General features: G+C 62.8%; 28 protein-coding genes and 2 tRNA genes. 12 read left to right on the top strand and 18 right to left on the bottom strand.

Annotated features, from left to right (window positions below; translation table 11 throughout):
* The first annotated feature begins 3 nt into the window (after window positions 1–3).
* From CW360_RS05625 to CW360_RS05605, 5 genes are read left to right on the top strand one after another with little or no spacing between them, the layout of a single operon-like run.
* Window positions 4–1,671 (top strand): Eco57I restriction-modification methylase domain-containing protein, encoded by a 1,668-nt coding sequence (locus CW360_RS05625; RefSeq protein ID WP_101193036.1) that lies wholly within the window; start codon window positions 4–6, stop codon window positions 1,669–1,671.
* On the top strand, window positions 1,672–2,412 hold the full coding sequence (locus CW360_RS05620; RefSeq protein ID WP_101193035.1) for a type-2 restriction endonuclease: 741 nt from the start codon (window positions 1,672–1,674) through the stop codon (window positions 2,410–2,412).
* 38 nt (window positions 2,413–2,450) lie between these two features.
* Window positions 2,451–2,699, top strand: coding sequence for a hypothetical protein (locus CW360_RS05615; protein WP_015060230.1), 249 nt, complete (start codon window positions 2,451–2,453; stop codon window positions 2,697–2,699).
* 3 nt (window positions 2,700–2,702) lie between these two features.
* Window positions 2,703–3,527 (top strand): hypothetical protein, encoded by an 825-nt coding sequence (locus CW360_RS05610; RefSeq protein ID WP_101193034.1) that lies wholly within the window; start codon window positions 2,703–2,705, stop codon window positions 3,525–3,527.
* A gap of 7 nt (window positions 3,528–3,534) precedes the next feature.
* Window positions 3,535–4,359 (top strand): abortive infection family protein, encoded by an 825-nt coding sequence (locus CW360_RS05605; RefSeq protein ID WP_101193033.1) that lies wholly within the window; start codon window positions 3,535–3,537, stop codon window positions 4,357–4,359.
* On the opposite strand, the gene CW360_RS05600 is transcribed toward CW360_RS05605, so the two are convergent.
* The 12 genes from CW360_RS05600 to CW360_RS05545 all read right to left on the bottom strand — a co-directional run bounded on the left by CW360_RS05600 (window position 4,356) and on the right by CW360_RS05545 (window position 14,028).
* Complete coding sequence (locus CW360_RS05600; protein ID WP_101193032.1) at window positions 4,356–4,922, bottom strand: hypothetical protein; 567 nt, start codon at window positions 4,920–4,922, stop codon at window positions 4,356–4,358. The genes CW360_RS05605 and CW360_RS05600 overlap by 4 nt on opposite strands.
* A 73-nt stretch (window positions 4,923–4,995) precedes the next feature.
* Window positions 4,996–5,700 (bottom strand): hypothetical protein, encoded by a 705-nt coding sequence (locus CW360_RS05595; RefSeq protein ID WP_101193031.1) that lies wholly within the window; start codon window positions 5,698–5,700, stop codon window positions 4,996–4,998.
* Window positions 5,687–6,874, bottom strand: a complete 1,188-nt coding sequence (locus CW360_RS05590) for a tyrosine-type recombinase/integrase (RefSeq protein WP_101193030.1) — start codon at window positions 6,872–6,874, stop codon at window positions 5,687–5,689. Before CW360_RS05590 ends, CW360_RS05595 begins: the two co-directional genes overlap by 14 nt.
* 221 nt (window positions 6,875–7,095) lie before the next feature.
* Entirely contained in the window at window positions 7,096–8,196 is a 1,101-nt protein-coding gene (gene ychF, locus CW360_RS05585) for a redox-regulated ATPase YchF (protein ID WP_101193029.1), read from the bottom strand.
* Between the two features lie 38 nt (window positions 8,197–8,234).
* On the bottom strand, window positions 8,235–8,819 hold the full coding sequence (gene pth, locus CW360_RS05580; RefSeq protein WP_093987121.1) for an aminoacyl-tRNA hydrolase: 585 nt from the start codon (window positions 8,817–8,819) through the stop codon (window positions 8,235–8,237).
* Window positions 8,820–8,853: 34 nt separating this feature from the next.
* The gene (locus CW360_RS05575; RefSeq protein ID WP_093987122.1) at window positions 8,854–9,453 is read right to left on the bottom strand and encodes a 50S ribosomal protein L25/general stress protein Ctc; all 600 of its coding nucleotides are present in this window, start codon (window positions 9,451–9,453) and stop codon (window positions 8,854–8,856) included.
* A gap of 110 nt (window positions 9,454–9,563) precedes the next feature.
* Entirely contained in the window at window positions 9,564–10,505 is a 942-nt protein-coding gene (locus CW360_RS05570) for a ribose-phosphate pyrophosphokinase (protein WP_093987123.1), read from the bottom strand.
* 93 nt (window positions 10,506–10,598) lie between these two features.
* Window positions 10,599–10,673: transfer RNA gene (locus CW360_RS05565), tRNA-Gln, on the bottom strand.
* 33 nt (window positions 10,674–10,706) lie between these two features.
* A tRNA-Gln gene (locus CW360_RS05560) sits at window positions 10,707–10,781 on the bottom strand.
* Between the two features lie 22 nt (window positions 10,782–10,803).
* Entirely contained in the window at window positions 10,804–11,673 is an 870-nt protein-coding gene (gene ispE, locus CW360_RS05555) for a 4-(cytidine 5'-diphospho)-2-C-methyl-D-erythritol kinase (RefSeq protein ID WP_101193028.1), read from the bottom strand.
* A 2-nt stretch (window positions 11,674–11,675) separates the two neighbouring features.
* The gene (gene lolB / locus CW360_RS05550) at window positions 11,676–12,290 is read right to left on the bottom strand and encodes a lipoprotein insertase outer membrane protein LolB (protein ID WP_093987125.1); all 615 of its coding nucleotides are present in this window, start codon (window positions 12,288–12,290) and stop codon (window positions 11,676–11,678) included.
* A gap of 1 nt (window position 12,291) precedes the next feature.
* Window positions 12,292–14,028 carry a tetratricopeptide repeat protein gene (locus tag CW360_RS05545; protein ID WP_101193027.1) on the bottom strand — a complete coding sequence of 579 codons (1,737 nt, stop codon included), beginning with the start codon at window positions 14,026–14,028 and terminating at the stop codon, window positions 12,292–12,294.
* 151 nt (window positions 14,029–14,179) lie between these two features.
* Between CW360_RS05545 and hemA the strand changes: the two genes are divergently transcribed.
* The 6 genes from hemA (at window position 14,180) to CW360_RS05515 (ending at window position 19,586) form a co-directional block, all read left to right on the top strand.
* Complete coding sequence (gene hemA / locus CW360_RS05540; RefSeq protein WP_093987127.1) at window positions 14,180–15,445, top strand: glutamyl-tRNA reductase; 1,266 nt, start codon at window positions 14,180–14,182, stop codon at window positions 15,443–15,445.
* Window positions 15,446–15,447: 2 nt separating this feature from the next.
* Window positions 15,448–16,530 carry a peptide chain release factor 1 gene (gene prfA / locus CW360_RS05535; RefSeq protein WP_101193026.1) on the top strand — a complete coding sequence of 361 codons (1,083 nt, stop codon included), beginning with the start codon at window positions 15,448–15,450 and terminating at the stop codon, window positions 16,528–16,530.
* Window positions 16,531–16,616: 86 nt separating this feature from the next.
* Window positions 16,617–17,450: a peptide chain release factor N(5)-glutamine methyltransferase gene (gene prmC, locus CW360_RS05530; RefSeq protein ID WP_101193025.1), complete on the top strand. Its 834-nt coding sequence runs from the start codon at window positions 16,617–16,619 to the stop codon at window positions 17,448–17,450.
* Window positions 17,451–17,454: 4 nt separating this feature from the next.
* Window positions 17,455–18,213 (top strand): molybdopterin-synthase adenylyltransferase MoeB, encoded by a 759-nt coding sequence (locus tag CW360_RS05525; protein WP_101193080.1) that lies wholly within the window; start codon window positions 17,455–17,457, stop codon window positions 18,211–18,213.
* Window positions 18,203–18,997, top strand: a complete 795-nt coding sequence (murI, locus tag CW360_RS05520) for a glutamate racemase (protein WP_101193024.1) — start codon at window positions 18,203–18,205, stop codon at window positions 18,995–18,997. The genes CW360_RS05525 and murI overlap by 11 nt, the downstream gene beginning before the upstream one ends.
* 73 nt (window positions 18,998–19,070) lie before the next feature.
* Window positions 19,071–19,586: an acyloxyacyl hydrolase gene (locus CW360_RS05515; RefSeq protein ID WP_101193023.1), complete on the top strand. Its 516-nt coding sequence runs from the start codon at window positions 19,071–19,073 to the stop codon at window positions 19,584–19,586.
* 63 nt (window positions 19,587–19,649) lie between these two features.
* On the opposite strand, the gene CW360_RS05510 is transcribed toward CW360_RS05515, so the two are convergent.
* From CW360_RS05510 to yaaA, 6 genes are all read right to left on the bottom strand, one after another.
* Window positions 19,650–19,907 (bottom strand): YebG family protein, encoded by a 258-nt coding sequence (locus CW360_RS05510; protein ID WP_101193022.1) that lies wholly within the window; start codon window positions 19,905–19,907, stop codon window positions 19,650–19,652.
* A 73-nt stretch (window positions 19,908–19,980) separates the two neighbouring features.
* A complete protein-coding gene (locus tag CW360_RS05505) occupies window positions 19,981–22,590 on the bottom strand; it encodes a DEAD/DEAH box helicase (RefSeq protein WP_101193021.1) in 2,610 nt (869 codons plus the stop codon).
* Between the two features lie 103 nt (window positions 22,591–22,693).
* Complete coding sequence (locus CW360_RS05500; RefSeq protein WP_101193020.1) at window positions 22,694–23,062, bottom strand: hypothetical protein; 369 nt, start codon at window positions 23,060–23,062, stop codon at window positions 22,694–22,696.
* A gap of 3 nt (window positions 23,063–23,065) precedes the next feature.
* Window positions 23,066–23,899, bottom strand: a complete 834-nt coding sequence (locus tag CW360_RS05495) for an SDR family oxidoreductase (RefSeq protein ID WP_101193019.1) — start codon at window positions 23,897–23,899, stop codon at window positions 23,066–23,068.
* An 18-nt stretch (window positions 23,900–23,917) separates the two neighbouring features.
* Complete coding sequence (locus CW360_RS05490) at window positions 23,918–24,385, bottom strand: multidrug transporter (protein WP_093987283.1); 468 nt, start codon at window positions 24,383–24,385, stop codon at window positions 23,918–23,920.
* Window positions 24,386–24,387: 2 nt separating this feature from the next.
* Complete coding sequence (gene yaaA, locus CW360_RS05485; protein WP_101193018.1) at window positions 24,388–25,167, bottom strand: peroxide stress protein YaaA; 780 nt, start codon at window positions 25,165–25,167, stop codon at window positions 24,388–24,390.
* A gap of 144 nt (window positions 25,168–25,311) precedes the next feature.
* On the opposite strand from yaaA, the gene dmeF reads away from it, so the two are divergent.
* Window positions 25,312–26,271 (top strand): CDF family Co(II)/Ni(II) efflux transporter DmeF, encoded by a 960-nt coding sequence (gene dmeF, locus CW360_RS05480; RefSeq protein ID WP_101193017.1) that lies wholly within the window; start codon window positions 25,312–25,314, stop codon window positions 26,269–26,271.
* Window positions 26,272–26,437 lie beyond the last annotated feature (166 nt).

The following is a 26,437-nucleotide window of genomic DNA, read 5'->3' as shown; positions in this document are numbered from 1 at the left end:
GTCATGGCCGCGACCGAGGCGTTGGCAACAGAAGGGGGGCACGAGGCTCGAGGGGCTATTTTCACGCGCTCTGAGGTGGTCGATTTCATCCTCGACCTGGCTGGCTACACCGAGGATAAACCGCTGCACGAAAAGCGGCTTTTGGAACCGTCGTTCGGTGGTGGGGACTTCTTGCTACCGATCGTTCAGCGGCTGCTGAGTGCATGGCGAGCAGCAAGGCCCATTGGTACTGCGGTCGATGATTTGGGCGATGCCATCCGGGCAGTGGAGTTGCACCACGACACCTTCCGCAGCACCTACGCTGCCGTTGTCGCGCTGCTCAAGCGTGAGGGGCTGTCCGCGAATGCTGCGACGGCCTTGGCTGGCCGCTGGCTGTCGCAGGGTGACTTCCTGCTGGCCCCGCTGGAGGGTCAGTTCGATTTCGTGGTGGGCAATCCTCCCTACGTTCGACCTGAGCTGATTCCGGCCCCGTTGTTGGCCGAGTACCGCAGCCGCTATCAGACGATGTATGACCGGGCGGACATCTACATTCCCTTCATCGAGCGGTCGCTGACGGCATTGTCTGCTGGCGGCAATCTGGGCTTTATCTGCGCGGATCGCTGGATGAAGAACCGCTACGGTGGGCCACTGCGTAGCCTTGTTGCCGAACGGTTCCACCTGAAAGTCTATGTCGATATGGTGGATACACCGGCCTTCCATTCCGATGTGATCGCCTATCCGGCCATCACCATCATCAGCCGTGAGGGGGGCGGGGCGACGCGCATCGCACACCGCCCGTCCATAGACCGGGCCACGCTGACCACGCTGGCTGGTCTGCTGTCGGCACCGACACTTCCGAAGGATGCTGGCCCGGTGCGGGAACTCGCCCGTGTGACCAATGGTGCGGAGCCGTGGCTGCTGGAGTCTTCTGACCAGATGGCGCTTATTCGCCGTCTGGAGGGCGCGTTCCCACTGCTCGAGGAGGCTGGGTGCAAGGTTGGCATTGGTGTTGCGACCGGCGCTGACAAGGCATTCATCGGCGACTTCGAGTCGCTGAACGTCGAGCCTGATCGGAAGCTGCCGCTGGTGACAACCAAAGACATCATGACCGGCGAAGTGCAGTGGCGTGGTCAGGGGGTCATCAACCCCTTCGCTGAGTCTGGAGGGCTGGTCGATCTTGGCGAGTATCCGCGTCTGCGCCGCTACCTTGAGGCTCGCCGGGATGTGATTGCCGGTCGGCATTGCGCGAAGAAGGCTCCTGCCAACTGGTATCGCACGATTGACCGTATTACCCCGGCGCTGGCTGCGAGGCCCAAGCTGTTGATCCCTGACATCAAGGGTGAGTCGCACATTGTTTTCGAGGGCGGCGAGCTGTATCCAAGCCACAACCTCTACTACGTGACCTCAGACGACTGGGATTTGCGGGCCTTGCAGGCTGTGCTGCTGTCCGCTGTCTCTCGCCTGTTTGTGGCGACCTATTCAACGAAAATGCGGGGAGGATTCTTGCGCTTCCAAGCGCAATACCTGCGCCGCATTCGTATCCCACGCTGGGCCGATGTGCCTGAACCGCTACGCCGTGAGCTGGCTGAGGCAGCCATCAAGCGGGACGTGCAAGCCTGCAACCGGGCTGTGTTCAGGCTCTACGGGCTGAGCCACGAAGAACGATCTGCCCTTGGAGGCAATGGAGAATAAATGGCACTTGATCTTGTCGATTACGAACAGAAGGCCCGCGACGCCGTAAAGGCGTTTTGGGGCAACCGCGAAGCTGCACGGCAAAAGCAGATTGAGTCAGGCAAGGCCGACCAAGGTGAACGTGCTGGCGTCACTGGCGGCAAGAACATGGACGGGTTCTTGGCCTTGGTGCTCGACATCATCAAGGCTAACGGGCTGGCACATGCCGAGATTCACCAGAATCGAGCGATGCTGACCCTGCCAGGCTACTTCCGCCCGACGAAGCTGTGGGATTTGTTGGTGATCTACAAGGGGGAGCTGATTGCTGCCATCGAGCTGAAAAGCCAGGTAGGTCCCTCGTTCGGTAACAACTTTAACAATCGAACAGAGGAAGCTATCGGGACGGCCCATGATCTTTGGACGGCCTTTCGTGAAGAGGCGTTCGGCAAGCAGCCACGCCCTTTCGTCGGCTGGCTGATGATGGTCGAAGATGCGCCGGAGTCCCGCCGTCCCGTTCGGGACTCGTCGCCGCATTTCCCGGTCTTCGAGGAGTTCAAGGGGGCATCGTATCTCACGCGGTATGACTTGCTGTGTCAGCGATTGGTGCAGGAGCAGCTCTATACGACTGCTGCCGTCATCGCGGCAGAACGCAGTGCGGTGGATACCGGCAACTTCACGGAGCTGTCGTCGATGACCAGCCTCAAGACATTCGTGTCGGCTTTGGCTGGGCACATCGCCGCCGAGGCGGCACGACTGGGCTGATTGCCCGTTCTCGATCATTCGGGCTTGGAGGCCGGACGATGGTGACAACCACAACTGAGGCGCTTTCAGAGGTCTTGCGCGGGTATGGACGCGCTGATGAAACGGCATTGGCATCACTGCTGGAGGTCAGCGACTGGGAGCGCATAGCTCGTCAGGAGCTGGAGCGCCGGGCTACCCGAATTGTGCAGTCGCTCGATGACGGCACCCTTGAGGCCATAGCATCCGGTTCGCTCGATGTCCGGGCCGTCTGCCGCCAAGTGGCCGACGAGATCAAGCAGACCGCTTAGACGATGGCGCTGCCTTCTTTCGACAACGGGTGGCGCGAGGGCCAGAGCGTAAAGCCGCGCATCCTCGTGCTGGAGATCAAAGACAAGGATCGCCCGGATGACAAGGCATTGGGCTGGGTGCTTGTCGAGCGGGAGGAAACCTATCGGCGCGATCCTCGGGATGGGACGATCTACGAGGCGTCCATTCGGCTTTCCTACCAGCGCATCACAGCCAAGTTTTCGCACCGGGATGGTGGCAAAGGGCGATTTGATGGCAGCTACTCGCGCAACTTCAACTCTGTCTCGTTGACTTCCACCTCGATGTCGAAAGGGGCGGTATTCCTTGATTTGCCGGGGCTGGATGGCCAGCGAATCGGCACCTACTTGATGAATGAGATCGTCCAGTGGGTGCAGCAGTGGCCCGAGACGACCGTCAATAGCATCGAGCTGCTGGCCGGACAGGCGCATGGTGACAACAAGTCACGGCGCAACTGGTTTTATGAGCAGTTCGGTCTGGTCTTCGACTACACCGACCCCGAGCATCGCGAAGGCCGATCCCGACCCATGCTGGCCGGAGCGTTAGTCAAAGTCGAGACGTGGAAGCAGAACATCACCGAGCACCGGATGCTCGACTATCTGGCCGCAGTTCTTTACGCCGAGGAACGTGCCACATCGGAGTTGCAGGCCCGTGATCGAGCCTGTGCCCAACTCATTGCCGAGCAGAGACGGGCAGAAGCCCGGCCTGTGCGCTGGGCGTTGCAGCGGTTGTATATCCACTATGCCAGCACCGTGCTTGCCGGGCTTGTCCTGACGGCCCTTGTCGGTATGGCGTGGATCAAGATGGCGTAGGGGAGCTATGTCCGATCTGAGCGGAAGTGAGCGTCGCAAGCTGGAAAAGCTGCTTGGTATGGGTGGCGGCTATGTCCTGAACTTCTCTGACCGCACCTTCGGTGACTTCTTCGATGAGTACCGGGTCGAGATTGATGCCGAACGGTACAAGGCGCGGGGTACGTCCAAGGCCAATCGGATGCGTACCTTCTGGGATGTGGATGGCAATCATGTCGTGGGGCGGGTCATTGGCGGGCTGATCGAGTATGCGACCGATGAGCAGTGCTTTGGCGACAGCAATCCGCTGCTGATCGACGACTGCCGAAAGATTGCACAGCGTCTTCTCAGTGACCAGCCGGTGGCCGAGCTGGATGCGCTGACCGCCATCGCAGATGAGCGGGATTTCGAGGTGGTGGCAGAGCACGTCCGCGAAGCCATCGAGAAGAACCAGCCCGAGGGCGGGCTGGATCGACTGCATACCTTCGTCAACAAGTTCATCCGTGTAACGTGCGAGCCGCACGGCATCACGATCACTCGTGAAAAGCCGCTGCACAGTGTCTTTGGCGAGTATGTGAAGGCACTCCGGGAAGGGGGGCACCTTGAGTCGGCCATGACCGAGCGCATCTTGAAGTCCAGTATCTCGGTGTTGGAAGCCTTCAACGACGTGCGCAATAACAAGAGCCTTGCTCACGACAACCCGATCCTGAACTACGAGGAAAGCCTGCTGATCTTCAACCACGTCGCGGCGTCGATCCGCTTTATCAAGGCGCTGGAGATGAAGATCAAGGCTCAGGCCAAAGCAGCAGAGCGGCAGGCCGAGCGGTTTCCCTGGGATGAAGAAATCCCATTCTAGCGACCGTCACCCGCCATCTTGCTTGGCTTGGGAATGAAATCCGGCAGCGCCGCCATCCGCTCATACATCTCTTCCTGCTCGGCAGCCAGCATCGGATCATCGTAGGGGCTAGCAACAAGATCATCCGGCGTCGGCGTTTCGCTTTTCGACGGACGCCCTCGTGCTCGGCTTGGCCTTGGGTGCCCTGCCTTCTCCAGCGCCTTTGCCAGCACGTCCAGCGCATCCCAAATCCGCTCAGGCCGGACTGGCTCCACTCCAGCAGCCAGTGCTTTTGCCGCCCACCCCATGTGCTCGGCAGCGTGCAGCAAGTGACTTTTCTGCTTGTACTCAGCGAGCTGCTGGTCTCTCTCGGCCATCCATTCCCTGAACTCTTCACGCTCGGCGTCAGTCAGGATGGCGTCAATGTCAGGTGGCAGTGACGTTGCCCAGCGATCCACAGTCCCTAGCACAATCTGCTTGGAACGCTTTTTCTCACGGTCATAGGCGTAGCGTAGCAGGGAGATTGATTTTCCCTGTCGTGTGTTTCCGCTTTTATCGCGGTAAGTTTGCACACGTATATGCATCGAAATTGCGCTTCTCTATATGCGGATTTTTTAGATGATAGTCCTGGCGAAAGACTTGGGGGAAGCCTTTTCGCTACTTCACCAGCTTGATGCCGTTGAACTCAGGCATTTCACGCAAGAAAAGTCGGAAGTCCTCAGCATCCCCCGCCGTAACTGGTATTTTTCCTTCTGAAAACACCACCTTCTCTTCGTCAGGATCGGTCAGCATCTGAAAGCCCAGCTTGACGATGGCGGCGGCTGTGCCCCAATGCAGCTTCTTCGCATCGGCTTCCAGCATGGCGAACATCACGCAGCGCATGGCTGTCGTCACATTGCGCTCATCCACATCCCAGTCATTGCGCGTATTAAACGGGATTCCGAACATGGAAAGCGTGTTGGCAATGCTTTTCGCCGTCCGCCGTTTCCGCAGCCGCACGATGTCCGCTTGTTCGCCCTTGATGACGCGGGCCAGCGCATCGGCGTCATTGGACAGCTCTTCCAGGGCGAGCAGGCGGGTTGAAAGCGGGATGGTCTGGCTGTAGTTGAAGTCCAGGCTGGCGGCGTCCTTCGCATCAAGACGACCCAGCGCAGCCCGCAGCCGACGCGCATCGGACGCGGCCTTTTCAAGCGCCCGGATACGCGATGTATCGGGCGGGGTATCGGTGATGCTCCAGCCATTTGCCAGCCACTGGAAAAACAGCTTTTTGTGGTCATGTGGCAGTTTCTTAACTGACTCACAGCGCAGGATGTCCTTCACCAGTGCGAAGCGGAACTGACGCCGCTCATTAGCCTTTGTCATTGGCAGCCTCCCGCTTCCATATTTCGAGCTTGTCCGCCCACGCCTGCATCATGCCCCGCCGCTCTTCGAGGTAGGTGGCATGGTTATAGGTGCGGCGTACCGAGTTGGGTTCCGCATGGGCAAGCTGCGCTTCGATGGCGTCGGCGCGATAGCCTATTTCATTCAGCCGGGTGCTGCCCGTGGTTCTGGTGCCGTGCGGGCTGTAGGTGCCGCTCCAGCCCAGCACCTTGAGCGCCTGCCGGATCGAATGCACCGACATCGGCCTGTTGCGGTCATCCCTGCCGGGAAATAGGTGCGTCCGCTCGCCGCTGATGGCGTGCAGGCGGCGCAGCATATCCACGGCTTGCGTCGGCAGCGGCACCAAATGCTCGCGGCGGGCTTTCATGCGCCGGGCTGGGATCGTCCAAAGCGCGGCATCGAGATCGAATTCAGCCCATTCCGCTTCTGCCGCTTCGCTGGGACGCGCCAGTGTCCACCACATCAACTGGATGCAGAAGTTCACCTGATAGCCGCAGCGGTGGTTGTCGAAGTCGTTGAGCAGCTTGCCAATCTGTGCGGTAGTCAGCGCCGTCTTGTGTTGCGTCTTGTTGGCGGGCAACGCCTTGCGGACGGGCCAGACGGGATCGTTGTCTGCCCGCAAGGTGGCAACTGCCAGCTCGAAGACACCGGACATGGTGCGCTTGGCTTCCGCAGCGACAGTCGGCGCACCGCGTTTCACGGTCTTGGTAAGGATGTCGAGAACGTGCGCAGGGGTGATGTCGCGCACTGGTAGCTTGCCAATGCTGGGGAAGACCACCCGCTCCAGCATGTCCAGACGGCGCTTCTTGGTGATGTCCTCCCAGTCCCGCAGGGCCAGCCATTCCTTGGCAACAGCCTCGAAGGTGTTGGCGGAATCCTGTTCGCGCTTCAGGCGCTCAAGCTGCCGATTCTGAACTGGATTGATGCCCTGCTTGACCAGCTTTCGCGCTTCCTCGCACTTGTCCCGCGCTTCGGCAAGGCTGACGGCGGGGTAGTCGCCCAGCGCGAACCACGACCCCTTGCCGCCCAGCTTGAAGCGGTAGCGCCAAGCCTTCACCCCATTGGGCTTCACTTCAAGGTAAAGGCCGCGAAGGTCATTCAGGCGGTAGAGCTGCTCCTTCGGTTTGGCAGCACGGCAGTGAGCATCTGTAAGCATGGTGTCACGGGGTCGGCAAGAAGGGGTGATGGATGGATCATATACACCTTATTTTGCTAGGTCTAATTTTCGTATACACCTACGTAGTCACTTTCCGCGGGCAAGGCCGGGCAATCTCATGCAACCCATTGAAACGAAAAACCCCGGATTTTCCGGGGTTATGTCGCTGCTTCAGGGCTTCAAAGTAATCTTGTGAAATCCTGAGAAATGGCTTGTTTGGGTCAGACGTTGAAGCGGAAGTGCATGACGTCGCCATCCTTGACGATGTAGTCCTTGCCTTCCAGGCGCCACTTGCCGGCTTCCTTGGCACCAGCTTCACCCTTGTACAGGATGAAGTCGTCATAGGCGATGACTTCGGCGCGGATGAAGCCTTTCTCGAAATCGGTATGGATGACCGCGGCCGCTTGCGGTGCGGTAGCGCCGACACGCACGGTCCAGGCGCGCACTTCCTTCACACCTGCGGTGAAGTAGGTTTGCAGGTTGAGCAGCTGATAGCCGGCGCGGATCACCCGGTTCAGGCCGGGTTCGCTCATGCCCATGGTTTCCAGGAACATCTGCATTTCTTCCGCATCGTCCAGTTCGGCGATCTCGGCCTCGATCTTGTTGCACACCGGCACGACGATGGCGCCTTCTTCCTCGGCGATGGCTCGCACCACGTCAAGGTGCGGGTTGTTCTCGAAACCGTCCTCGGCGACGTTGGCGATGTACATCACCGGTTTGGTGGTGAGCAGGTGGAAGGTCTTGGCCAGGCGCTTTTCTTCGTCACCGAGGTTTTTCAGCAGGCTGCGTGCCGGCTTGCCCTCGGTGAAGTGAGGAATGAGTTTTTCCAGCAGATTTTTCTGTGCCACGGCGTCCTTGTCGCCGCCCTTGGCGGTACGTGCGACCTTCTGCAGCTGCTTCTCGCAGCTGTCGAGGTCGGCCATGATCAGCTCCAGGTCGATGATCTCGATATCGCGCTTGGGGTCGACGCTGTTGGCGACATGGATCACGTTGTCGTCTTCGAAGCAGCGCACCACATGGGCGATGGCATCGGTTTCGCGGATATTGGCCAGGAACTTGTTGCCCAGGCCTTCACCTTTCGATGCGCCCGCCACCAGACCGGCGATGTCGACGAATTCCATGGTGGTGGGGATCACGCGCTCGGGCTTGACGATCTCCGCCAGGGCGTCCAGGCGCGGGTCGGGCATCGGTACGATGCCGCTGTTCGGCTCGATAGTGCAGAAGGGGAAGTTCTCCGCGGCGATGCCGGATTTGGTCAGGGCGTTGAACAGGGTGGACTTGCCGACGTTGGGCAGGCCGACGATGCCGCAGTTGAATCCCATGGTGTATCCCTCGCGGAGCTGAATTGGGTGAAAGGTGATCAGGCCTTGCGGCTGTGCAACTGTTGCATGGCGCGGGTCCAGTTGCCGTCGAGCATATCGCCGAGGCTGTCCAGGGCGAAGTCGATGCTCTTGTCGAGCAGTTCCTGCTCGCTGCGTGGCGCGCGACCCAGTACGTAGCCGGAAACCTGGCTGGCATGGCCGGGATGACCAATGCCCAGGCGCAGACGGTAGAAACCGTTCTGGTTGGCGTTCTGCGCAATGATGTCGCGCAGCCCGTTGTGCCCGCCATGGCCGCCGCCCTGTTTGAGCTTGGCGACGCCGGGGGGCATGTCGAGTTCATCGTGGGCGACCAAGATGGCTTCGATGGGAATGCGGAAGAAGTTCGCCAGCGCCGCCACCGCCTGACCGCTGCGGTTCATATAGGTGGTGGGAATCAATAAGCGAACGTCGCGGCCCTGGTGACTGAATTTGCCGACCAGGCCGAAGTACTTCTTGTCGAGAGACAGGCTGACGCGTTGCTGCTCGGCCAGGCGCTCAACGAAAAGAGCCCCTGCGTTATGCCGGGTCTGGTCGTATTCGGGGCCTGGATTACCCAGGCCGACGATCAGTTGGATGGCAGTCACGACAGGGGCCCTTTGTCAGGAAGCGGGGCGCGTATTACTCGGCGCCTTCTTCCTTCACGCGGGAGGCGTGGATGTTGCTGACTGCCAGGTTGTTGCCGTGGGCCAGGGCCACCAGCTCAACGCCTTTCGGCAGCTTCAGGTCGGACAGGTGCAGGGTCTGGCCTACTTCAACGGCAGCCATGTCGACTTCGATGAACTCCGGCAGGTCCTGCGGCTGGCAGGCTACTTCGACTTCCACGATGGTGTGGGAGATTTCGCCGCCTTGCTGCTTGACACCAACCGAGCTGGCTTCGTTGATGAAGTGCAGCGGTACGTGGGCGGTCAGTTTCTGGCCGGCAACGACGCGAACGAAGTCAGCATGTACCACATAGCCTTTGGCCGGGTGACGTTGCAGGGCTTTGATCAGTACGCTTTCCTGGGTGCCGGCAACGTTCAGGCTCAGCACGTGGCTGAAGGCTGCTTCGTTTTCCAGCAGCTTGGCCAGTTCTTTGGCCAGCAGGCTGATCGATTGCGGGGCCTTGTCGCCGCCGTAGACGACAGCAGGCACCATGGCGACGTTACGACGCAGGCGGCGGCTCGCACCTTTCCCCAGGTCGGAACGCACTTCGGCATTCAGGGCAAATTCAACAGTCATGGCATTCTCCAAAATATCCCTTCTCGGTACACGGCTTGCGACCAGCGTGTTCCGGGGCGGGCAAAAAGCCTCGCCAGGTGGCGGGGCAGGGTACGTCAGGCGATGTCCGCTTAGCGGAACATCGCACTGATCGATTCTTCATTGCTGATGCGGCGCACCGCTTCAGCGACTACCGGGGCAATGTCCAGCTGGCGAATGCGCGAGCAGGCCTGGGCCGCGGCAGACAGCGGGATGGTGTTGGTCACCACCAGCTCGTCGAGTACGGAGTTCTCAATATTCTCAATGGCGCGGCCGGACAGCACCGGGTGAGTGGCGTAGGCGTAGACCTTGGCGGCACCGCGCTCCTTGAGCGCCTTGGCGGCATGGCACAGGGTGCCGGCGGTATCGACCATGTCGTCGACCAGAATGCAGGTGCGGCCTTCGACATCACCGATGATGTGCATCACTTCGGAGTGGTTGGCCTTCTCGCGACGTTTGTCGATGATCGCCAGGTCGACACCCAGGCTCTTGGCCACGGCGCGCGCACGCACCACACCGCCGATGTCCGGGGAAACGATCATCAGGTTGTCGAAGCGCTGGTCTTCAATATCGTCGACCAGTACCGGCGAGCCGTATATGTTGTCGACGGGAATATCGAAGAAGCCTTGGATCTGGTCGGCGTGCAAGTCAACGGTGAGCACGCGGTCGATGCCGACCACGGTCAGCATGTCGGCCACTACCTTGGCGCTGATGGCTACGCGTGCCGAACGCGGACGGCGATCCTGGCGGGCATAACCGAAATAGGGAACCACGGCCGTGATGCGGCTGGCGGAGGAGCGGCGGAAGGCGTCGGCCATCACCACCAGTTCCATCAGGTTGTCGTTGGTCGGCGCGCAGGTAGGCTGAATGATGAAGACATCCTTGCCGCGCACGTTTTCCAGGATTTCTGCACTCACCTCGCCATCGGAGAATTTGCCAACGGCTGCTTCACCAAGGGGGATGTGCAATTGACGAACGACGCGGCGCGCCAGATCGGGGTTGGAGTTCCCCGTGAAAACCATCATCTTGGACACGCGCAGTACCTGCCAGCTGAGGGTGGGCCTTACAAACCAAAAGCCGTTCCAAGACGCTGCCTTGGCAGATCTCGAAACAGCTTTTGCGGAATATGGCAGGGGCGGCTGGATTCGAACCAACGCATGGCAGGATCAAAACCTGCTGCCTTACCGCTTGGCGACGCCCCTGTATGGTGTTGCTCTGTGCTGACGGGTGGTTGATGGCAGGGGCGGCTGGATTCGAACCAACGCATGGCAGGATCAAAACCTGCTGCCTTACCGCTTGGCGACGCCCCTGTGTCGTACAACCCGTTTTGCATCACTTCTTGGCCAGTACCTGGAGCTTGCGGTGCAACATGGAGATGTTGCGCCCCTGAGCTACAAAGCTCGGCAGAGTGGCTGGAAGTTGGCGGCGGACTTTATCAGCTTCGTCGCGGCTTGGGAAGCTCCCAAACACACAAGATCCAGTGCCGGTGAGTTTTGCTGGGACAAATTTGTTCAGCAAGATCAGCGCGTTACGCACTTCGACGTAGCGCTTCTCGACCACCGGCTGGCAGTCGTTATGACCGCCCCCTGCAAGAAGGCTGCGAACTTTAATGGCCGGCGTATTGCGTGTCAACTCGGGGTCGTTGAAAACTTCTGCTGTGCTGACAAAGACTTGCGGCACGGCAACGAGGAACCACGGCTCGCTCAGTTGGACCGGCTGCAGACGTTCGCCGACGCCTTCGGCAAAGGCCGCATGGCCGCGCACGAAGACGGGCACATCAGCGCCCAGGCGCAGCCCCAGTTCGGCCAGGGTGTCCTCATCCAGTCGGGTCTGCCAGAGATGGTCGAGTCCCAGTAGGGTGGTGGCGGCATCCGAGCTGCCGCCGCCGATACCGCCGCCCATGGGCAGTTGCTTGTCCAGCCAGATATCGGCGCCCAGCCGGCAACCGCTGTGTGCCTGGAGCAGGCGTGCGGCGCGGACGATCAGGTTGCTCTCGTGATCCACCCCATCGATCGGTGTATGCAGCTGTATTTTGCCGTCCTGGCGCGGGATGAAACTCAGTTGGTCGGCATAGTCGAGAAACTGAAACAGGGTCTGCAGTTCGTGGTAGCCGTCGGCACGACGCCCGGTGATGTGCAGAAACAAATTGAGCTTGGCCGGTGCCGGCAGTTGCAGGGCATCGCCAGGAGGGGTGTGCGGCATGGTCAGTGTCCGAGCTGGCGGGCTTGCCAGTCCTTGATCACCAGGATGATCTGCAGCTCGCCACGCTGCGCCTTGAGGCGTTGCGGCAGGCTGAAGCCGTGCTGGTCGCGGTAGTCGAGAAATTGCAGTTGCCAGCCATCCTGCTGCAGGGCGGCCAGGCGGCTGTCGCTGTCCAGGGTCAGCTGGCTACGGCTGCCGGGGGCGGGCAGGCCGCGAATCCACCAGTGCAACTGGCTGACCGGCAGTTGCCAGCCGAGTTGCTCGCCGAGCAGGGCCTGGGCCGACTCGCCCTGATAGCGGCCCTGGTTGGCGATCTCCAGATTGACTGCGCCATCGCGTCCGGTCAGGCGCGCGGCGCCGCGGCCGAGCGGCCCGGACAGGCGTATGTCGAAATAGTCCTGGCGTTGCAGCCAGAACAGCGTGCCGCTACCGGAGTCCTGCGGGGCGCGGATGCCCAGCTTGCCGCTGATCTGCCAGCCATCGATCTGGCTGGTCTGGGTCTTGTGTACTTGCCAGGCCTGGGCGTTGCCCTGGCCCTGGAGCACCTCGCGCGGGGTGAACGTCGAGCAGCCGGAGGCGAGCAGCAGAGTGACTGCCAGCAGGGTATTCAGGCGCATGTCAGGGGTGTTCCTCGCCGGTCAGGCGCAGCAGGGTTTCGCGCAGGATAGGGCTGTCCGGCTGCGCGTCGAGGGCCTGGCGCCAGACCTGGCGTGCTTCGCGTTGCTTGCCGCGCAGCCAGAGTACTTCGCCGAGGTGGGCGGCCACCTCGTGGTCGGGGAAGGCGGCGAAGGCCTGGCGCAGGTACTGTTCGGCTTGCTGCAGGTTGCCCAGGCGGTAATGCACCCAGCCCAGGCTGTCGAGGATGGCCGGGTCCTGCGGGTTGATCTGGTGGGCCAGTTCGATCAGTTGCAAGGCTTCGTCGTAGCGTTCGGTGCGATCGGCCAGCGTGTAGCCCAGCGCGTTGAGGGCCATGGCGTTGTCGGGCTCCTGGCTGAGGATGAAGCGCAGGTCGGCTTCCAGCTGCACCAGATCATCACGCTGCTCGGCGAGCATGGCGCGGGTGTACAGCAGGTTGAGGTCGTCCGGGTACTGGCGCAGCGCCTGTTCGATCAATTGCCAGGCAGCCTCGCCACGCTGTGCTTCGGCGAGTGTCTCGGCTTCCAGCAGGTACAGTGCCACGGCCTGTTCGGCTTGTTGCTGGCGGGCCTGCTGCAACAGGCTGGACAGCTCGGCGAAGCGTTGGCTGTCAGCGAGTAGCTGGGCGATGCGTGCCTGGGCGGGCAGGTAGTCACTGCCCTGGCCGACCTGGGTGTAGGCCTGCAGGGCTTCCTCGGGCTCGTTCTGCTGTTCGTAGAGGCGGCCGAGGTGGAAGTGCGCGGCGTCGACGTGCACCTGGCGCAACAGCAGCTCGCCAAGGTGCTGGTGGGCGCGTTCCCAGTCACGGTTCTCCAGGCTGATCAGCGCCAGCGACAGGCGCAGGTCATCATCCTCGGGGAAGCGCTGCAACAGTTCGGCAAATGCCTCGCCAGCCGCCTGCAGGTCTTCCTGTTGCAGCAGCAGGCGTGCTTCGGCCAGGCGCAGGCGCTTGTCGGTCGGGTGCTGGCCAATGCCCTGGCGTAGGCGCTTGAGGGCCTGCTCGTGGCGACCGAGGTCCTGCAGCAGACGTGCCTGCAGGAGAATGGCGCTGGCCTGGCTGGCCTGGGGCAGGCGCTGCAGTTGTTGCAGGGCCTCCTCGTTGCGGCCGTCCTGGTAGAGCAGTAATGCCTGGCCGAACAGCAGTTGCTGATTGTCCGGATAGCGCTCCAGCAGGCGCTGGAAACCATCCAGCAGGCCGGCACGGGTGCGCTCGTCGGTATCCGCGGCAGCCAGGGCCAGGAAGTCGAAATGCGTGTCGCCCTTTTGCTGGAGTACCCGCTCCATGACCTGCATGGCCTGCTCGTGCTGGCCGGCGCGAGCCAGCTGGATAGCTGCATTGCGCTGGGCATCCAGGCTGTCCGGGGCACTTTTCGCCCACAGTTGTGCGCTTTCCAGGCTTGCTGGGCCGTCATCAAGGTATTCGGCGATGCGGAAGGCGCGTTCGGCAACTCCGGCATCGCCGGTGGCGCGGGCCTGCGTCAGGTAGTTGTCGAGGGCTAGGTCGAAACGGTTGCGCTGGCCGGCCAGTTCGGCGGCGAGCAGGCTGAACAGCGTGTCCTGACTGAATGACGCGTACTGCTTGGGCGGCAAGCTGGGTGTCTGTTGCGCCGTGGTGGTCTGCTCGGCTGGCGGTTCGCCCAGGGGCAGCTGCTGGCAACCGCTGAGCAGGCCCAGGCCTAGTAGGAGAGGGTACTTAAGCAAGGCTGGCGACATGGTCATGACAGGTAGTGACTGGGGTTTGCGGCATGATGACATAAGGCCGTGGGCAAGCCCACTGGCGTTCCTCTTGACCTGAGACATGTCGGTGGTTGTTCTCGTTCGGGTGAAATAGGACAATCTGTCCCCTTTCCTGACTGTTCAGCGATCCTGCATGGCCTTTCTAGCCCTTGGCATCAATCACAAAACCGCTTCGGTAGCCGTGCGCGAGCGCGTGGCCTTTACCCCGGAGAAGCTGGTGGAGGCGTTGCGCGAGCTGTGCCGGCTGACGCCCAGTCGCGAGGCGGCGATCCTCTCGACCTGCAACCGCAGTGAGCTGTACCTGGAACAGGATGCCTTGGCTGTCGACGAGGTATTGGCCTGGCTGGCTGATTTCCATCAGCTGAATGTCGCCGAATTGCGTGATTGCGCCTATGTACATGCCGATGAAGCCGCCGTGCGGCACATGATGCGGGTTGCTTGCGGGCTGGATTCACTGGTGCTGGGTGAGCCGCAGATTCTCGGCCAGATGAAATCGGCGTATGCCGTGGCCCGCGAGGCCGGCACGGTCGGGCCGCTGCTCGGGCGCCTGTTCCAGGCGACCTTCAGCACCGCCAAAACTGTGCGTACCGATACGGCGATTGGCGAAAACCCGGTGTCGGTGGCCTTTGCCGCGGTCAGCCTGGCCAAGCAGATCTTTGCCGACCTGCACCGTAGCCAGGCGTTGCTGATTGGCGCCGGTGAAACCATTACCCTGGTGGCCCGGCACCTTTACGAGCAGGGGGTCAAGCGTATCGTGGTGGCCAACCGCACCCTGGAACGTGCCAGCCAGCTGGCCGAGCAGTTTGGCGCGCATGCGGTACTGCTCTCGGAGATTCCCAACGAGCTGGTCAACAGCGATATCGTCATCAGTTCTACCGCCAGCCAGTTGCCGATTCTTGGCAAGGGCGCCGTGGAGCGTGCCCTCAAGCAGCGGCGCTACAAGCCGATCTTCATGGTCGATATTGCCGTGCCGCGGGATATCGAGCCCGAAGTGGGCAATCTCGATGATGTCTACCTCTATACCGTCGATGACTTGCATGAAGTCATCGAGGAAAACCTCAAGAGCCGCCAGGGTGCTGCGCGCGCGGCCGAGGAGCTGGTGGCCAATGGTGCCGATGAGTTCATGCTGCGCCTGCGTGAACTGGCTGCCGTGGACGTGCTCAAGGCCTACCGGCAGCAGTGCGAAAGCCTGCGCGACGAAGAGCTGGCCAAGGCGCAGCGCGCGCTGGCCAATGGCAGCCCGGCCGAAGAAGTACTGCAACAACTGGCCCGAGGCCTGACCAACAAGTTGCTGCATGCGCCCAGCGTGCAGTTGAAGAAACTGACCGCCGCCGGTCGCCTGGATGCCCTGGCCCTGGCGCAGGAGCTGTTTGCTCTGGATGAGCGGAGCGAGCACTGATCATGAAACCGTCGTTATTGAACAAGCTGGCGACCCTGCAGGATCGCTTCGAGGAGCTCACCGCACTGCTCGGCGATGCCGAAGTGATTGCCAACCAGCCGCAGTTCCGCGCCTATTCGCGCGAGTACGCCGAAGTCGAGCCGGTGGTGCAGGCCTATCGGCGGTTGTGCAAGGTGCAGGATGACCTGGCGGGCGCCCAGGCGCTGCTCAAGGACAGCGACCCGGACTTGCGGGCCATGGCCGAGGAAGAGGTCGAGCAGGCCAAGGCCTCGCTGGAGGAACTGGAAGATCGTCTGCAGCGCATGTTGCTGCCCAGGGATCCCAACGACGGGCGCAACGTCTATCTGGAAATCCGTGCCGGTACTGGCGGTGACGAGGCGGCGATTTTTTCCGGTGACCTGTTCCGTATGTATTCTCGCTATGCCGAACGGCAGGGTTGGCGGGTGGAGATCCTCTCGGCCAGCGAGGGTGAACACGGTGGCTTCAAGGAAGTCATCAGCCGGGTGGAGGGCGATAATGTCTACGCCAAGCTGAAGTTCGAATCCGGCGCACACCGTGTGCAGCGCGTACCGGAAACCGAGTCCCAGGGGCGTATCCACACGTCAGCCTGTACCGTGGCGGTATTGCCCGAACCGGATGAACAGGCGGCCATCGAGATCAACCCGGCGGATCTGCGTGTGGATACCTACCGCAGCTCGGGTGCCGGTGGCCAGCACGTCAATACCACTGACTCGGCGATCCGTATTACGCATATTCCCACCGGTACGGTGGTCGAATGCCAGGAAGAACGTTCGCAGCACAAGAACCGCGCCAAGGCCATGGCCTGGCTGGCAGCCAAACTCAAGGACCAGCAGGAAGCCGCCGCGCACAAGGAGATTTCCGATACGCGCAAGTTGCTGGTGGGCTCGGGCGACCGCTCAGAGCGTATCCGTACCTACAACTTCCCCCAGGGGCGGGTGACCGATCACCGCATCAATCTCACGCTCTACAGCCTGTCCGAAGTGATGGCCGGGAGTGTCGAGGCGGTCATCGAGCCCTTGCTGGCCGAGTACCAGGCCGACCAGTTGGCAGCACTGGGCGACTAACCACAGCAGTCCGTCACAAGCCACAAGTCGCCCGTTGCGTGCGGGCCTGCTTGTCGCTTGAGGCTTGCAGCCTGAGGCTAAACATTATGGCTAGCATCGAATCCCTGCTTGATAGTGCCGATCTGCCCGAATCGCCCAGCCCTAGGCTGGACGCCGAGTTGCTGCTGGCCGCTGCGCTGGGCAAACCGCGCAGCTACCTGCGCACCTGGCCCGAGCGTGAGCCGGAGGCCGCACAGCAGGCCTGCTTCCAGGCCTATCTGCAGCGCCGCCGCGCCGGTGAGCCGGTGGCCTATATCCTTGGCCAGCAGGGTTTCTGGAGCCTGCACCTGGAAGTGGCCGCGCACACGCTGATTCCCCGGCCGGATACCGAGCTGCTGGTGGAGAGCGCCTTGCAGCTGTGTGCGGAGACTCCGCTGGCGGTTCTTGACCTGGGCACTGGTAGCGGCGCGATTGCCCTGGCCCTGGCCAGTGAACGGCCGGCCTGGCAGGTGTGCGGGGTGGATCGGCTGGACGAGGTGGTGGCTCTGGCCGAGCGCAACCGCCAGCGCCTGGGCCTGGACAACGTGCGCTTTCTGCGCAGTCACTGGTTCTCCGCACTGGCTGGGCAGCGCTACGCGCTGATTCTCAGCAATCCGCCCTATATCCGTGCCGACGATCCGCACCTGACGCAAGGTGATGTGCGTTTCGAACCGAGTAGCGCGCTGGTCGCCGGGGCCGATGGCCTGGATGATTTGCGTCTGATCATCGCCCAGGCCCCGGCTTATCTCGAGGACGGTGGCTGGCTGCTGCTGGAACATGGCTTCGACCAGGCCGAGGCGGTGCGTGCGCTGCTCGTCGCGGCCGGTTTCCACGAGGTGCATAGCCGCCGTGACCTGGCCGGCCACGAGCGCATCAGCCTGGGGTGTAGCAATCATGGGTGAAGCAATGCTGACGGACGATGAGCTGCTGCGCTACAGCCGGCAGATCCTGCTGGCGCAGGTGGATATCGAGGGGCAGCTGCGCCTGAAGCGCAGCCGTGCACTGATCGTCGGGCTGGGCGGCCTGGGTTCGCCAGTGGCGCTGTACCTGGCGGCAGCTGGGGTGGGCGAGTTGCACCTGGCGGATTTCGATACGGTGGATATCACCAACCTGCAGCGGCAGATCGTGCATGACACGGCCAGCGTCGGTCAGCGCAAGGTCGACTCGGCAGCCAGCCGCCTGCTGGCGATCAATCCGCAGCTGCACGTGCAGCGTTACCCGCAGGGCCTGGATGCCGACTCGCTGGCTGCCGCCGTGGCAGCGGTGGATCTGGTGCTGGACTGCTCCGACAATTTCTCCACCCGCCAGGCGGTGAATGCCGCCTGCGTGGCAGCGGGCAAGCCGTTGGTATCCGGTGCGGCGATCCGCCTGGAGGGCCAGTTGGCCGTGTTCGACCCGCGCCAGGCGCAGAGCCCCTGCTATCACTGCCTGTATGGCCATGGCAGTGAAGCCGAGCTGACCTGTAGCGAGGCCGGGGTGTTGGGGCCGCTGGTCGGGCTGGTCGGTAGCCTGCAGGCACTGGAGGCGCTCAAGCTGCTGGCTGGTTTTGGCGAGCCGCTGGTTGGCCGCCTGCTCCTGGTGGATGCCCTCGGTTCGCGTTTTCGCGAGTTGCGCGTCCGGCGCGACCCGGCCTGCGCGGTGTGTGGGAACACGCATGCCCAGTGAAGCACCGATCGGCGTCTTTGACTCCGGGGTTGGCGGCCTGTCGGTGCTGGGCGAAATCCGCCGCCTGTTGCCCGCCGAATCGCTGCTCTATGTGGCCGACAGCGGCCATGTACCCTACGGCGAGAAAAGCCCGCATTACATCGTGCAGCGCAGCCGGGCCATCGCCGAGTTTCTCGTGCAGCAGGGTGCCAAGGCGCTGGTGCTGGCCTGCAATACCGCCACGGTGGCAGCGGTTGGCGAGTTGCGTACGGTCTATCCGCATCTGCCCATCGTCGGTATGGAACCGGCGGTGAAGCCGGCCGCGGCAGCCACGCGCAGTGGCGTGGTAGGCGTGCTGGCGACCACGGGTACGCTGAAAAGCGCCCGTTTTGCCGCCTTGCTCGATCGCTTTGCCAGTGATGTGCAGGTGATCACCCAGCCGTGTCCGGGGTTGGTCGAACAGATCGAAGCGGGGGCTCTGGACAGTCCGCGAACCCGTGAGCTGTTGCAGGGCTGGGTGGCACCCTTGCTCGCGCAAGGCTGTGACACGCTGATCCTGGGCTGTACCCATTACCCGTTCATCCGTCCCCTGTTGCGCCAACTGTTGCCAGCCGATGTCACTTTGATCGATACCGGCGCGGCGGTGGCCCGTCAGCTACAGCGCCTGTTGCAGGCGGATGATTTGCTGGCCGGCGGCCCGCCGCAGGCAACGCATTTCTGGAGCAGTGCTGCGCCGCAGCAGCTGGAGCAGGTGCTGCCCCTGCTGTGGGGGCAGGCCGCGCCGGTACAGGTTCTGCCCGTTTAGCCCCTAGGCAAATAGCCGATGTTTCCTATAATCGCTGGTGTTCTGCCAATACCAACTAGAAAGGGATATTTCCATGAAACCGCTGATTTCCCTGGCGCTGGCCAGCGCCCTGAGTCTTTCCCTGAGCAGCCTGGCCCAGGCCGCCGATGTAACCGCCGCGATCGGCCAGAGTGGCGATTCGGAGATGGTCTACCGCCTGGGCCTGCAGAGCAACTTCGAGAGCCGCTGGTGGGCCAGTGATACCGGCCACCTGAGCGGCTACTGGGACCTGGGCTACACCTACTGGCAGGGTGGCAGCACGGCGAGCAATCACAGCGTCTCGCTGGCCCCGGTCTTCGTTTATGAGTTCGCTGGCAACACCCTGCGCCCCTATATCGAGGCCGGTATCGGTGTGGCGTTGTTCTCCAGCACCGAGCTGGACAAGAACCGCCTCGGCTCGTCCTTCCAGTTTGAAGATCGCCTGGGCTTCGGTGTGCGCTTCTCCGGCCAGGAAATCGGCCTGCGCGCGCTGCATTATTCGAATGCCGGCATCAAGCAGCCCAACGATGGTGTAGAGGCCTATACCCTGCATTACCGCACCAGCTTCTGAGGGGCATAAAAAAGCCCATGCCTGTCGGGTGGCAGGCATGGGCAATGGGGAAGCGTGGCCGGTTCAGGCCGGTGTGCTGTGCAGTTCGCCGAGGGCTTCAGGCTGATTCTTGAAGGCGCGGGCGAAAACCTCGCGATGGCGGGCCATGAATACCCCGAGTTCTTCCGCCTGCTCTTCGGCAAGGCCGGGTACGGCCTGCTGCAGTGTGCTGGCCAGCGCTTCGGCCAGCTCCAGCATGCGATCGTGACGATCAGCTTCGGCCTTATCCATGAACAGGCGCTCCGGGTCGCGGCTGCTGCGGTACACCACTTCGACGGCCATTCATCACCTCATCTGCCTGTGTCGGTTGCGATACTGTATTTATATACAGTAAACGCTGATTTGACCAGCCTTTCTAGTGCAGAGGCGCGAAAAGCTCTGCCAATGCCTGTTCATCAAGCTGCCAGCCGCTGGCCTGGTTTTGGTCGAGCAGACTGTGAGCGAGTTGTGCCTTGCGTTGTTGCAGTTGCTGAATCTTTTCCTCGACGCTGCCGCGGCTGATCAGCCGATAGACGAACACCGGTTTGTCCTGGCCGATGCGGTAGGCACGATCGCTGGCCTGGGCCTCGGCCGCCGGATTCCACCAGGGGTCGAAGTGAATCACTGTATCTGCTGCGGTCAGGTTGAGACCGGTGCCGCCGGCCTTGAGGCTGATCAGGAACACCGGGAAAGCCCCGGCCTGGAACTGCGCAACCGGCGTGCGGCGATCCGTGGTGCCGCCGGTCAGCAGGCCATAGCGAATGCCGCGTGCCTGTAGCGCCTGCTCGATCAGCGCCAGCATGCCGGTGAATTGCGAGAACACCAGCACCCGGCGACCTTCGGCGAGCAGTTCGTCGAGCATGTCGAGCAGGGCTGTCAGTTTGGCGGAAGGTTCGCCACTGCTGGTCGGGCCATCCAGCAAGCGCAGATCACAACAGCACTGACGCAGGCGCAACAAGGCTTCGAGAATGACGATCTGGCTGCGTGCCAGGCCCTGGCGCTGGATTTCTGCCCGGACCTTGTGATCGAGGGCCAGGCGCAGGGTTTCATAACGGTCGCGCTGAGCGGGGCTGAGGCTGACCCAGTGGGTGATTTCGGTCTTGGCGGGCAGCTCGCGGGCCACGTCCTCCTTGCGCCGACGCAACAGGAAGGGGCGGATGCGCTGGCGCAGTTGAGTCAGGCGCGGGCTGTCCGGCTGGCTTTCGATGGGCTGGCGGTAATGCCGGGTGAACTGCCGGCTGTCGCCGAGCCAGCCTGGCATCAGCAGGTTGAACAGCGCCCACAGCTCGCCCAGGTGATTTTCCAGGGGCGTGCCGGTCAGGCACAGGCGTTGCCGGCAGGTCAGCTGGCTGAGTGCCTGGTAGGCCTTGTTGCGCGGGTTCTTGAGGTACTGTGCCTCGTCACAGATCACCACGCTGAAGGCTTGCCTGGCCAGCGCCGGGCAGTCACGGGGTAGCAGGGCATAGGTGGTGAGGATGACCTGATAATCGGCCAGCGTGGCGAAGTGGCGTTGTCGCTGGCTGCCCTGCAGCGCCAGTACGCGCAGGCTGGGGGTGAAGCGTGCCGCTTCGTCCTGCCAGTTGGCTAGCAGGCTGGTGGGCATGACCAGCAGCGCCGGCTGTTGCAGGCGTCCGGCCTGTTGCTCGCCGAGCAGATAGGCCAGCGTCTGCAGGGTTTTGCCCAGGCCCATGTCGTCGGCGAGTATGCCACCCAAACCCAGTTCACCGAGGGTTTGCAACCAGGCCAGGCCTTCCCGCTGGTAAGGGCGCAACTGTGCCTGCAAGCCCTCTGGCTCACGGGCCTGCGGGCTGTGCTGCAGACGCTGGGCCAGTTCGCGCAGCTGTTCGCCGCCTTGCCAATGCAGCCCGGCTGCCTGACTCAGTGGGAGTAAACGCGGCGCATCGGCCCGCGCCAGGCGCAGGCAGCTCGGCCAGTCGTCAGGGCTGTCCTGATAGAGCTCGCCCAGGCTGGCCAGCAGGGGGCGCAGGCGAGCGAACGGGATGGCGATGCGTCGGCTCTGGCCGGGCAGCTGGGCAAGAAAGACCTCATCGTCGTCACGCAAGGCCATGGCCTGCGGGTTGAGCAACCAGGGCGAGCGGCGTATCGCCTGCAGGAGAATGGGCAGCAGGCTGTGCGGCTGACCATCGATCTCGATACCCAGCTCCAGTTCGAACCAGTCCTGTGCGGGGCTCTCGTTGACCTGGGCATACCAACGGTCGACTGCGGCCAGGTTGAACTGGAAGTCGTTACGCGGTTCGATCTGCCAGCCCTGCTCGGCGAGAACGGGTAGTTGCTGGCTGACAAAGTCAATCCACGCGGCATCACTGGGGAGTTCGAAGGCTTCCCCGGCACTTTCCGGCAGCGCATCGCTTCGCCGCAGCGCCAGCTGCAGACCCGCGTCGAGTAGTTGCTGGCGGCAGCGGGCCTCGGCGGCGGCCTGCCGCTGGATAACCCACAACCCTTGATCATCACGCAGGCGCACGCTGTCTGGCTGCTTGCCATGCACCCGCTTGCCGGCATAACTGAAGGCCAGGGCGGCGCGATGCTGGGTCTGCTCGAGCATGCGCCCCTTGCGGGCGTCGAAGTGCACGCGGGACAGGCTGCCGAGGGACAGGATCGGTTGCGGGGCGATATCGGCGCGTGATTGTGCGCTGGGCGGGCTGCTGCGTATGGCACTAAGGTCCGCACCGCTGTGTTGCAGTTGTTCGAGGGTCAGCAGCGCCGCGGCGACGTGCCTGCAGTTGTGCGCTACCGGGCATGTGCAGCGGCCGTTGACTCGCCACTGGCGTCCATAAGGGCTCAGGGTGATGCGTTGCTGGTAGCGTTGTCCGGCACTGTCCAGGCAGCTGGCCTGCAGGCGGTTGTCATGCAGGCGCTCAAGCTGGCTGTGCCCTGCCGCGGCATCGTCTTGGCCACGTCGAAAGTCGCCGGCCGCAAATTCGTTGCGCCAGTCGTTGCTGCGCAGTTGCTGGATATCGGCAGGCATCAGTAGGAGCTGTCCGGCAGGCAATCAGAGAGCGGCATGATGAGGGTCGCGGGCCAATTCAGCCGGACATTTTTGCACAGTGCCGGCGCCGGCAACAGGCGGCTCAGCGATGCCCCGCGCGTAGCAGAATGCCCATGCAGGCCGGATAGATCAGGTAGTGCAGCAGGAACAGCAGTTGGCCCATGTGCCCGGGAGCATCCTGCAACCACATGAGCAGGTACAGGCCCAGATACAGCGCGCCCAGGCCGAGGGCGTAGCCCAGGCTGAGACGGATGATTTCAGCGCAATTCGGTGCGCGTTGCTGGCGCCACTGAAAGAGCAGGCGCAGGCCGCCGGCGGTCAGCAGGGCCACCAGCAGGGTGGCCGTGAAGCCACCCACGCGGAGCAGACCGCGCACGCCGAGGTTGAGCAGGATCACTGCGGCCAGGGCGCCCAGCACATAGTGCAGCAGCGCTGCATGACGGGTTGGCATGGCTCAGCCCAGCCGCTTGTCGAGGGCAAAGCGGCGTTGCAGCACGCGCATCAACAGCCGTTTGGGCAGCAGCGCAGCGAGCAGCGGCAGGGCGCGGCTACCGTTGCCGATACGCACGCGCAGCGGGCGGTTTTTCCGCTGTATGGCGGCCAACAACTGCCGGGCAAAGGCCTCGGCCGGGGTGGCGTTCTGCTGGGAGGCATTGGCACGGGCCTGCACGGCCTCGCGCAGCGGCCACCAGGGCGAATCTTCGCGCAGTACCTCGCTGGCCTGCTGGCTGGCGGTATTGCCGAAGCGTGAGGCAATCGCCCCGGGCTGGACTTCCATGACATCGATGGCGAACGGCGCCAATTCCATGCGCAGGGCATCGGACAGCGCGGTCACGGCCGCCTTGGAGGCGCAGTAGGCGCCGGCAAAGGGCGTGACCAGCACGCCGGAGACACTGCCGATGTTCACCACCAGGCCCTGGCTGGCACGCAGCAGCGTAAAGCAGGCGCGCGTCAGTTCCACCAGGCTGAACACGTTGGTTTCGAACTGCTGGCGCATACCCGCTGCGCCAGCATCGAGTAGCGGGCCCATGGCACCGTAGCCGGCGTTGTTGACCAGCACATCAAGGCGCCCGGCCTCCTGGTGCAGTTCGGCCAGCGCGCGGGCAATGGCCTGGGCATCGTTGACATCCAGTGCCAGCGCTCGCAAACCGGCGGCTTGCAGGCTGGCCAGGTCGGCCGGTTTGCGGGCGCAGGCCCATACCTGATAGCCCGCATCGCGCATGGTTTCGGCCAGGGCACGGCCAATGCCGCTGGAGCAGCCGGTGATCAGGGCAACAGGTGTCGTCATGGCAGGGATTCCGGATTGTTATTGGTTATGGAATACACCGTGCAGGTTTGTCGCGCGGTACTCCAGGCTGGCGGCCCGGTACCCCCTGCGCAATGCCGGCAGGGGCAGGCAGTCCTGCCAGGTCTGCCCGGCTGGCAGCGGCTGGGGCAGGCTGTAGCGCGGGTTGTCGTAGTGCACTTGTACCAGATTGATCGACTCGCCGGGCAGCCAGGCTTCGATCTGCCAGTCCAGCCTGTCCAGGCGTTGTGCCTGGGGGTTGTGCAGGCTGATATACAGGGGGCGTTCGGCGGGGCATTGCTGGCGATCATGGCGCAGGGTGATCGTCAGGCTCTCCAGGCGTGCATTGTGGCGCGCATCCTGCCACAGCAGCAGTCCCGCCAGCGTGGCCAGTGCGGCCAGCGCCGCCAGCGACAGGGGCAGGGCGCGCGTCGGGTAGCGCAGCAGCAGGATCAGCCAGGTGATGGCCAGTACCACGCCGAACAGCATGTTCAGTCCTCGGCCTGGTCGCGCAGGAACACCAGCTTGTCGGCGCTGGAGTGACTGGCGCTGTAGTAGTAGCCCTGCAGGTCGAAGGCCTGCAGTTGTTCAGGGTGTTGCAGACGCTGCTGGATGATGTAGCGGGCCATCAGGCCGCGGGCTTTCTTGGCATAGAAACTGATGATCTTGTACTGGCCGTTTTTCAGATCACGGAACTCGGTATCGATGACCCGGGCCTGCAGCGCCTGACGTTTGATGGCCGAGAAATATTCGTTGGAGGCGAGGTTGATGAGGATGTCGTCGCCCTGCGCCTGTAGCGCCTGGTTGAGCCACTGGCTGATGCGCTCGCCCCAGAAGGCGTAGAGGTCCTTGCCGCGCGGGTTGGCCAGGCGCGTGCCCATTTCCAGGCGGTAGGGCTGCATCAGGTCCAGCGGACGCAACAGCCCGTACAGGCCGGAGAGAATGCGCAGGTGTTGCTGGGCGAAGGCAAAATCCTCGCTGCTGAAGTCTTCGGCCTGCATGCCGGTGTATACGTCGCCCTTGAAGGCCAGCAGTGCCTGCTTGGCATTCTGCGGGGTGAAGTCGCGGTGCCAGCTGGCATAGCGGGCGACATTGAGTCCGGCCAGCTTGTCGGAGAGGTGCATCAGTTCACTGACCTGCGCAGGGGTGAGCTCGCGTAGCACATTGATCAGCTCGGCGGCCTGCTCCAGGTGCTCGGGCAGACTGTAGCGCTCGGTTACCGGCGCGCTGTCGTAGTCGAGGGTCTTGGCGGGGGAAAGCACCAGCAGCATAACGAGTCTCCTTGCAGTTGCCGGGATTGTAGCGTGCCCGGTCGCAGGTGTGCTGCCATGCCGTGTACCTTGCCGGGGAGGCTTGACCTTGCCATAGGGGCAAGGCCAATGATCACGGCCATCGAATGACTGGGAGCAATGCACATGTCGACCTGCAACCATGCACGCTGGCGTCCTTCGCACCATTACCGCGCACCGGCGCAGGCGGCCGAGCGCCGGGCCTGGCTGGTGGTGGCACTGACCGGCGGCACCATGCTGGCGGAGATCAGTGCCGGCTACTGGTTCAATTCCATGGCCCTGCTGGCCGATGGCTGGCACATGGCTTCGCATATGTTGGCCATCGGCCTGGCGGCCCTGGCCTACTGGCTGGCCCGCCGGCATGCCGATGATCCACGCTATGCCTTCGGTACCTGGAAGGTCGAGGTGCTGGCCGGGTTTGCCAGTGCCGTGCTGCTGGTCGTGGTAATCGGCCTGATGGCGGTGGAGTCGGCCATGCGCCTGTGGTCGCCGGCGGAAATTGCTTATCAGCAGGCCTTGTGGGTGGCGTTGATCGGTCTGCTGGTCAACCTGGTGTCGGCCTGGCTACTGCGCGAGCAACATAGCCACGGCAGCCCGCTCGGCCATGCTCATCACGACCACGACCACGACCACGACCACGGCGTGCCGGCCGGGCGTGATCTCAACCGGCATGCGGCCTTCATCCATGTGCTGGCCGATGCCCTGACCTCGGTGGCGGCTATCCTGGCCCTGCTTGCCGGCCAATGGCTGGGCTGGCACTGGCTGGACCCGTTGATGGGCCTGCTGGGTGCACTGATCATCGGTGTCTGGGCCAAGGGGCTGCTGCTGGAGACCGCTGGGGTGTTGCTCGACCGGGAGATGGATAACCCGCTGGTGGCGCAGGTGCGCCAGCGCCTGGCAGACTTGGATGACACCGAGCTGACCGATCTGCACCTGTGGCGGGTAGGGCAGGCTCAGTATGCCTGCATCATCAGCCTGGTCACTCACGGCCCGCGCAATGCCGACGACTACAAGGCCAGCCTGGCCGAGTATGCCGAGCTGGTGCATGTCACCGTGGAGGTCAATCGCTGCGCTCATGCGCCGTGAATGTGTCACAGGACTGTCGCGTCGTTGTCATGGGCATGCGGCTTGCTTGGCAGGGCAGGTGATGTTTCAACAGCCTGCTCGGGCAGTACCGCACCAGTGGCGGGCTGCTTTACTCAGGAGCATGCGTACCCTCTGGTCGAATCGTCTCGGCCGCCTTTGAGGGATG

This window comes from Pseudomonas fluvialis (genome assembly GCF_002835605.1).
In the GTDB taxonomy this organism is placed as follows: domain Bacteria; phylum Pseudomonadota; class Gammaproteobacteria; order Pseudomonadales; family Pseudomonadaceae; genus Aquipseudomonas; species Aquipseudomonas fluvialis.
This window is presented reverse-complemented; position numbering and strand designations above follow the sequence as displayed.

What these genes read in the sequence shown, in the direction of transcription:
- CW360_RS05625 (WP_101193036.1), top strand. Translation starts at nt 4, where the DNA reads ATGGCCGCGACCGAGGCGTTGGCAACAGAAGGGGGGCACGAGGCTCGA.
- CW360_RS05620 (WP_101193035.1), top strand. Translation starts at nt 1,672, where the DNA reads ATGGCACTTGATCTTGTCGATTACGAACAGAAGGCCCGCGACGCCGTA.
- CW360_RS05615 (WP_015060230.1), top strand. Translation starts at nt 2,451, where the DNA reads ATGGTGACAACCACAACTGAGGCGCTTTCAGAGGTCTTGCGCGGGTAT.
- CW360_RS05610 (WP_101193034.1), top strand. Translation starts at nt 2,703, where the DNA reads ATGGCGCTGCCTTCTTTCGACAACGGGTGGCGCGAGGGCCAGAGCGTA.
- CW360_RS05605 (WP_101193033.1), top strand. Translation starts at nt 3,535, where the DNA reads ATGTCCGATCTGAGCGGAAGTGAGCGTCGCAAGCTGGAAAAGCTGCTT.
- CW360_RS05600 (WP_101193032.1), bottom strand. Translation starts at nt 4,922, where the DNA reads ATGCATATACGTGTGCAAACTTACCGCGATAAAAGCGGAAACACACGA.
- CW360_RS05595 (WP_101193031.1), bottom strand. Translation starts at nt 5,700, where the DNA reads ATGACAAAGGCTAATGAGCGGCGTCAGTTCCGCTTCGCACTGGTGAAG.
- CW360_RS05590 (WP_101193030.1), bottom strand. Translation starts at nt 6,874, where the DNA reads ATGCTTACAGATGCTCACTGCCGTGCTGCCAAACCGAAGGAGCAGCTC.
- ychF (WP_101193029.1), bottom strand. Translation starts at nt 8,196, where the DNA reads ATGGGATTCAACTGCGGCATCGTCGGCCTGCCCAACGTCGGCAAGTCC.
- CW360_RS05575 (WP_093987122.1), bottom strand. Translation starts at nt 9,453, where the DNA reads ATGACTGTTGAATTTGCCCTGAATGCCGAAGTGCGTTCCGACCTGGGG.
- ispE (WP_101193028.1), bottom strand. Translation starts at nt 11,673, where the DNA reads ATGCCGCACACCCCTCCTGGCGATGCCCTGCAACTGCCGGCACCGGCC.
- lolB (WP_093987125.1), bottom strand. Translation starts at nt 12,290, where the DNA reads ATGCGCCTGAATACCCTGCTGGCAGTCACTCTGCTGCTCGCCTCCGGC.
- CW360_RS05545 (WP_101193027.1), bottom strand. Translation starts at nt 14,028, where the DNA reads ATGACCATGTCGCCAGCCTTGCTTAAGTACCCTCTCCTACTAGGCCTG.
- hemA (WP_093987127.1), top strand. Translation starts at nt 14,180, where the DNA reads ATGGCCTTTCTAGCCCTTGGCATCAATCACAAAACCGCTTCGGTAGCC.
- prfA (WP_101193026.1), top strand. Translation starts at nt 15,448, where the DNA reads ATGAAACCGTCGTTATTGAACAAGCTGGCGACCCTGCAGGATCGCTTC.
- prmC (WP_101193025.1), top strand. Translation starts at nt 16,617, where the DNA reads ATGGCTAGCATCGAATCCCTGCTTGATAGTGCCGATCTGCCCGAATCG.
- CW360_RS05525 (WP_101193080.1), top strand. Translation starts at nt 17,455, where the DNA reads ATGCTGACGGACGATGAGCTGCTGCGCTACAGCCGGCAGATCCTGCTG.
- murI (WP_101193024.1), top strand. Translation starts at nt 18,203, where the DNA reads ATGCCCAGTGAAGCACCGATCGGCGTCTTTGACTCCGGGGTTGGCGGC.
- CW360_RS05515 (WP_101193023.1), top strand. Translation starts at nt 19,071, where the DNA reads ATGAAACCGCTGATTTCCCTGGCGCTGGCCAGCGCCCTGAGTCTTTCC.
- CW360_RS05510 (WP_101193022.1), bottom strand. Translation starts at nt 19,907, where the DNA reads ATGGCCGTCGAAGTGGTGTACCGCAGCAGCCGCGACCCGGAGCGCCTG.
- CW360_RS05505 (WP_101193021.1), bottom strand. Translation starts at nt 22,590, where the DNA reads ATGCCTGCCGATATCCAGCAACTGCGCAGCAACGACTGGCGCAACGAA.
- CW360_RS05500 (WP_101193020.1), bottom strand. Translation starts at nt 23,062, where the DNA reads ATGCCAACCCGTCATGCAGCGCTGCTGCACTATGTGCTGGGCGCCCTG.
- CW360_RS05495 (WP_101193019.1), bottom strand. Translation starts at nt 23,899, where the DNA reads ATGACGACACCTGTTGCCCTGATCACCGGCTGCTCCAGCGGCATTGGC.
- CW360_RS05490 (WP_093987283.1), bottom strand. Translation starts at nt 24,385, where the DNA reads ATGCTGTTCGGCGTGGTACTGGCCATCACCTGGCTGATCCTGCTGCTG.
- yaaA (WP_101193018.1), bottom strand. Translation starts at nt 25,167, where the DNA reads ATGCTGCTGGTGCTTTCCCCCGCCAAGACCCTCGACTACGACAGCGCG.
- dmeF (WP_101193017.1), top strand. Translation starts at nt 25,312, where the DNA reads ATGTCGACCTGCAACCATGCACGCTGGCGTCCTTCGCACCATTACCGC.